The sequence below is a fragment of the Phenylobacterium sp. genome (genome assembly GCF_036402295.1).
Taxonomy (GTDB): domain Bacteria; phylum Pseudomonadota; class Alphaproteobacteria; order Caulobacterales; family Caulobacteraceae; genus Phenylobacterium.
In genome coordinates, this window is the sequence record NZ_DASWTE010000236.1 from 1 (window position 1) to 5,258 (window position 5,258).

The window sequence follows — 5,258 nt, forward strand, 5'->3', positions numbered from 1 at the left end:
CTGGCGCAAGCTGCCCAGGCCCCCGCCGCTGCCGGACGGGGTCGAGTTCCCGACCTTCGACGAGCTGAACGCCGACGCGGACGACGACGACGCCTCGCCGCCCGTCATCCACCGCGACACCGGCTGACGGCGCGCAGCGCCCATGTTTCAGACCGCGGAAAACGCGGAAAGACGCAGAAGACCCTGGGCGGTCCCGCCTCCCGGGCCCCCTTTCCGCGTCTTTCCGCGTTTTCCGCGGTTCTCTTCCGACTGCGCCTGCGGCGCGTACGGGGCCTAGCCGTCGCCCAAATCGGCCGCTAGGAGAGGCGCCATGAGGTTCGCCCCCGTCCTGCTCTTGGCCGCGCTTGCGGCGACCCCCGCGTTGTCCCAGCCGAAACCCGCGCCCGCCGCGCCGGCGCCAGCAGCCCCCACGGCCGCCGACTGGCGCACGCCCAAGGCCGAGGACGTCCTCGTCATCGACACCAACAAGGGCCGCATCGTCGTCGAGCTGGTCCCCGAGATCGCGCCGCAGTTCACCGCCCGCGTGCGCGAGCTGGCGCTGGCCCACTTCTACGACGGCCTGACCTTCTTCCGCGTCATCGACGACTTCATGGCCCAGACGGGCGACCCGGAGAACCGCGGCACCGGCCAGTCCGACAAGCCCAACGTGCCGGCCGAGTTCGGCTTCCGCCGCGGGCCCGAGACGCCGTTCGCGCTGGTCGTCGACCAGAGCGTGGCCGAGGTGGGCTTCATCAAGTCGGTGCCGGTCTCCACCCAGTCGATGGCCCTGGCCCCGCTGACCCGCGACGGCAAGATCTCGGGCTACGCGCTCTACTGCCCGGGCGTCGGCGGGGCGGCCCGCGGCGAGGAGGTCGACTCGGCCAACAGCCAGTTCTTCCTGATGCGCGAGAGGTTCCCGCAGCTCGAGCGCCGCTACACCGCCTTCGGCCGGGTGATCGCCGGCCAGGACGTGGTGCGCGCCATCAAGACCGGCGAGCCGGTGCCCGAGCCGCAGGACCGCATGACCACCGTGCGCATGCTGACCGACATTCCCGAGAAGGACCGCCCGAAGATCCGCGTGATCGACCCGGCCGGCCCCTGGTTCAAGGCCGAGATCGCCCGCGCGCGCGCCGCCGGCGGGGCGAACTTCTCGGCCTGCGACATCAACATCCCCGTCGAGGTGAAATAGAGACATGGACGCCGAGAACACCCTCCTGGTCGAACTGGACACTGGCCCGGTGACCATCAAGCTGCGGCCCGACCTGGCCCCGCAGCACGTGGCGCGCATCAAGGAGCTGGCGCGCGAAGGCTTCTACGACGGCGTGGTCTTCCACCGCGTGATCGCAGGCTTCATGGCCCAGGGCGGCGACCCGACCGGCTCGGGCATGGGCGGCTCGGAAAAGCCGAACCTGCCGGCCGAGTTCAGCCGCGAGCCGCACGTGCGGGGCGTCTGCTCGATGGCCCGCACCGCCAATCCGAACTCGGCCAACAGCCAGTTCTTCATCTGCTTCGACGACGCCCGCTTCCTCGACAACCAGTACACCGTCTGGGGCGAGGTGACCGAGGGCATGGACAACGTCGACAAGCTCCCCAAGGGCGAGCCGCCGCGCAGCCCCGGCAAGATCGTCTCCATGAAGGTGGCGGCCGACGCGTGACCCCGGCGCTCGAGCGCGCCTACGCCGAGCCCCAGCGGCGCTATCACACGCGCCGCCACATCGAGGACTGCCTTGCAAAGCTCGCCGCCTGGCCCGGTCTGACCGAGGCTGAGCGGCGGGTGCTCACCTGGGCGATCTGGTGGCACGACGCCGTCTACGACCCGCGCGCCGCGGACAACGAGGCGAAGAGCGCCGAGATGGCCCGCCGCGACCTGCCGACGCTCGGCGCCACGCCGGGCGAGGTGGACGAGGTGGCCCGGCTGATCCTGCTCACGGCCGGCCATGCGGTGGGCGAGGGCGACCGGCTGGGCGCGGCGCTTGTCTCGATCGACCTCTCCATCCTGGCCGCCGACGAGGCCGGTTACGACGCCTACGCCCGCGCCGTGCGCGAGGAATACGCCCATGTGCCGGAGGACGCCTGGCGGCGTGGCCGGGGCGCCGTGCTGCAACGGTTCCTGGACACGCCGGTTATCTTCCCCGACCCCGCGTTCCGCGCGGCCCACGAGGCCCGCGCGCGGGCCAACCTGGAGCGGGAACTGAAGTCCCTGACCTGAGTCATGGCGGCGAAGCTGAAGGTGTTCATGACGTCGGACGGTCTGACCGACTACGTGGTCGCGACCACCTCGCGGCCGAAGGCGCTGGCCGCCTGGGGCAGCGGACAGGACCTCTTCAAGACCGGCCTGGCGCACGAGACCGACGACGCGGCCCTCGCCAAGGCCGCCCGCGCCCAGCCCGGCGAGGTGTTGCGCCGCCCGGCCGGCTCGCGCGCGACGCTGGCGAAGCTGAAGGTCCCCAAGCGGGCGCCGGAGACGCCCAAGGGTCCGTCGAAGGCGCAGCTGAAGGAGATCGCCGACCTGGAGGGCAAGCTCGCCGCGGCCGACGCCGAGCACGCCAAGGCGCTGGCCGAGCTCGAAGCCCGCCGCACCGCACTCGAGGCGAAGCACGCCAAAGCCCGCGCCAAGCTGGAGGCGGCGCTCAGCGCGGCGCGAGGATGACCACGACCGGATAGTGGTCCGAGCCCAGGCTGGGACCGCGCTGGATGCTCACCGTCCGCCAGCCCGAGCCCGCGTAGACGTGGTCGATCGGCAGCGCCGGCGGCGCGCCGTCCCAGCGGTCGACACGGGCCGGGAAGCTGAAGAGCGCCCGGTCCCGGCGGCTCAGGCCCAGCGCTCCGTCCATGCGGCGCAGGCCGAACGACCAGGGCGCGGCGTTGAAGTCGCCGGTCAGGATCATCCGCTCGCGCGGCCGGCGGGCGACCACGCTGGCCAGGTCGGCGAGCTGGCGCGGATGGGTGTCGTAGAGCGGCCAGTCCAGGTGGGTCGTCACCACCTCGAAAGGTCCGCTCGCGCTGGGATAGGTGGCGTTGACGTAGGTCAGCGGCGACGCCTCGAGCGGCGGTCGGACCATGCGCAGGCGCTGACGGCGGCTGAGGATCATCACGTGCTCCTTGCCGCCCGCCACCCGGTATCCCATCCGCTTCACCAGCGCGTCGCGCAGGTCGTGCCGCGCCTCCTGCAGGGTGACGATGTCGGGGTCCTGGGCCGCGATCCAGGCGACCACCCGGCGGAGGTCGATGTTCTTCTTGAAGGCGTTGAACTGGACGATCTTGATCTGGCTAGGGGCGGCCGGCGGCGCCGTCGGTTCGACGTACCGGGTGTACTCGGGCCACATCAGCCCGGCCGCGCAGAGCACCGCCACGACGCCCAGCAGCACCGCAGGCCGCCGCCACTGCCGACCCGCCGCCACGCCCGCCAGCGCCGCCAGCAGTCCGACGGCCGCGTAGATCGGCGCGAAGTGGGTGAGCACGTCCAGCCGCCAGTCGAAGTCGCCGCCCAGGCCCAGCCCCGCGCCGGCGGCGGCGAAGAACGCCGAGACGAAGGCGATCGCGCCCAGCCCGTCCCGCAAGACCCGTCCCATGACCCCCCGCATCTTGACGCGGGCGGCCCCGCATGCGCTTCACCTCGCCCTTCATGAAGCTTGCCGACTTCGATTTCCACCTCCCTGAGGAGCGCATCGCGCTGCGGCCCGTAAGTCCGCGGGATGCTGCCCGTCTTTTGCTCGTCCGGCCGGGCCAGCCGCTCGCCGACCGGCACGTCCGCGACCTGCCGGACCTGCTGCGCGCCGGCGACGTCCTGGTGATGAACGACACCCGCGTGATCCCGGCCAGGCTCAAGGGTGTCCGTCTCCGCGACGAGAGCCGGGTGGCTGTGGAGGCGACGCTGCACCGCCAGCTCTCCGGCCACGTCTGGACCGCGTTCATGCGCCCCGGCAAGCGGCTGGCGCGCGGCGACCGGGTGGTGTTCGGCGAGCCATCGGACCGCGCCTGCCTGCTGGGCAGCCTCGAGGCGACCGTCCGCGAGAAGGGCGAGGGCGGTGAGGTCACCCTGGCCTTCGACCTCTCGGGCCCCGACCTGATGGCCGCCATCGCCGAGCGGGGCGTCATGCCCCTGCCGCCCTACATCGCCGCCAAGCGTCCCGAGGACGCCCAGGACCTGGCCGACTACCAGACCGTCTACGCCGCCGAGGACGGGTCGGTCGCCGCGCCCACCGCCGGCCTGCACTTCACGCCGCAGCTGTTGGCGCGGCTGCAGGCCATGGGCGTGGGCCTGGAGCGCGTCACCCTGCACGTCGGCGCCGGCACCTTCCTGCCGGTGAAGACCGAGGACGTCGCCGAGCACCGCATGCACCCCGAATGGGGCGAGGTCGACGCCGCCACGGCCGAGCGCCTGAACGCCGCGCGGGCCGCCGGCGGCCGCATCGTCTGCGTTGGCACCACGTCGCTCCGGCTGCTGGAGAGCGCCGCCGACGAAACTGGCGCCATACGTCCGTTTATGGCGGAGACGGCGATCTTCATCACGCCCGGCTACCGCTTCCGCGCCGCCGACGGGCTGATGACCAACTTCCACCTGCCGAAATCGACGCTGTTCATGCTGGTCTCGGCCTTCGCGGGCCTCGAGACCATGCGCGCCGCTTACGCCCACGCCATCGACCACGGCTACCGCTTCTACTCCTACGGCGACACCAGCCTGCTCTGGCGAGCCGACTGATGGCGGCGTTCCCCTTCCAGGTGACGGCGACCGACGGACAGGCGCGCACCGGCGTGCTCACCACCCCACGCGGCGAGATCCGCACGCCCGCCTTCATGCCCGTGGGCACGGCCGGCACGGTGAAGGCGCTGACCGTGGAGCAGGTGGCCGCCACCGGGGCCGACATCGTCCTCGGCAACACCTACCACCTGATGCTGCGGCCGACGGCTGAGCGGGTGCGCCGGATGGGCGGACTGCACCGGTTCATGCGCTGGGAGAAGCCGATCCTGACCGACTCCGGTGGCTTCCAGGTCATGTCGCTGTCGAAGATCTCCAAGGTCACCGAGGACGCGGTCACCTTCCAGAGCCACCTGGACGGCAGCCGCCACGCGCTCTCGCCCGAACGGTCGATGGAGATCCAGGCCGATCTCCTGGGCTCGGACATCGTCATGCAGCTGGACGAACTGGTCGCCCTCCCGGCCTCGGAAGACCGCGTGGCGGAGGCGATGCGGCGCTCCGCGAGATGGGGACAACGTTCGAAGAACTTGTTCGGCGAACGTGATGTGCAGAACCTGTTCGGCATCCAGCAGGGCGGGAC

The 5,258-nt window shown here is 71.7% G+C and carries 7 protein-coding genes; 6 read left to right on the top strand and 1 reads right to left on the bottom strand.

The features are described 5' to 3' along the window. The first annotated feature begins 310 nt into the window (after positions 1-310). Genes VGD44_RS14545 through VGD44_RS14560 form a run of 4 tightly spaced genes read left to right on the top strand, consistent with a single transcriptional unit; the run spans position 311 to position 2,629 of the window. Positions 311-1,168, top strand: a complete 858-nt coding sequence (locus tag VGD44_RS14545; protein WP_331088280.1) for a peptidylprolyl isomerase — start codon at positions 311-313, stop codon at positions 1,166-1,168. 4 nt (positions 1,169-1,172) lie between these two features. Next, positions 1,173-1,634: a peptidylprolyl isomerase gene (locus VGD44_RS14550; protein ID WP_331088282.1), complete on the top strand. Its 462-nt coding sequence runs from the start codon at positions 1,173-1,175 to the stop codon at positions 1,632-1,634. Further along, on the top strand, positions 1,631-2,188 hold the full coding sequence (locus VGD44_RS14555; protein WP_331088284.1) for a phosphohydrolase: 558 nt from the start codon (positions 1,631-1,633) through the stop codon (positions 2,186-2,188). Before VGD44_RS14550 ends, VGD44_RS14555 begins: the two co-directional genes overlap by 4 nt. Before the next feature lie 3 nt (positions 2,189-2,191). Further along, entirely contained in the window at positions 2,192-2,629 is a 438-nt protein-coding gene (locus tag VGD44_RS14560) for a hypothetical protein (protein WP_331088286.1), read from the top strand. Here the strand turns inward: VGD44_RS14560 and VGD44_RS14565 are convergent. Then, positions 2,610-3,551: an endonuclease/exonuclease/phosphatase family protein gene (locus VGD44_RS14565; protein ID WP_331088288.1), complete on the bottom strand. Its 942-nt coding sequence runs from the start codon at positions 3,549-3,551 to the stop codon at positions 2,610-2,612. The two genes, VGD44_RS14560 and VGD44_RS14565, sit on opposite strands and share 20 nt — an antisense overlap. Positions 3,552-3,604: 53 nt before the next feature. Here VGD44_RS14565 and queA point away from each other — a divergent pair, with 53 nt between their 5' ends. Both queA and VGD44_RS14575 read left to right on the top strand, forming a co-directional pair. Next, on the top strand, positions 3,605-4,681 hold the full coding sequence (gene queA / locus VGD44_RS14570) for a tRNA preQ1(34) S-adenosylmethionine ribosyltransferase-isomerase QueA (RefSeq protein ID WP_331088292.1): 1,077 nt from the start codon (positions 3,605-3,607) through the stop codon (positions 4,679-4,681). After that, positions 4,681-5,258, top strand: a 578-nt coding sequence (locus VGD44_RS14575; RefSeq protein ID WP_331088290.1) for a tRNA guanosine(34) transglycosylase Tgt, incomplete at its 3' end; no start/stop codon positions are given. The genes queA and VGD44_RS14575, both read left to right, overlap by 1 nt.

Coding starts and splice junctions, on each gene's coding strand:
- VGD44_RS14545 (WP_331088280.1), top strand. CDS start 311: ATGAGGTTCGCCCCCGTCCTGCTCTTGGCCGCGCTTGCGGCGACCCCC.
- VGD44_RS14560 (WP_331088286.1), top strand. CDS start 2,192: ATGGCGGCGAAGCTGAAGGTGTTCATGACGTCGGACGGTCTGACCGAC.
- VGD44_RS14565 (WP_331088288.1), bottom strand. CDS start 3,551: ATGGGACGGGTCTTGCGGGACGGGCTGGGCGCGATCGCCTTCGTCTCG.
- queA (WP_331088292.1), top strand. CDS start 3,605: ATGAAGCTTGCCGACTTCGATTTCCACCTCCCTGAGGAGCGCATCGCG.
- VGD44_RS14550 (WP_331088282.1), top strand. CDS start 1,173: ATGGACGCCGAGAACACCCTCCTGGTCGAACTGGACACTGGCCCGGTG.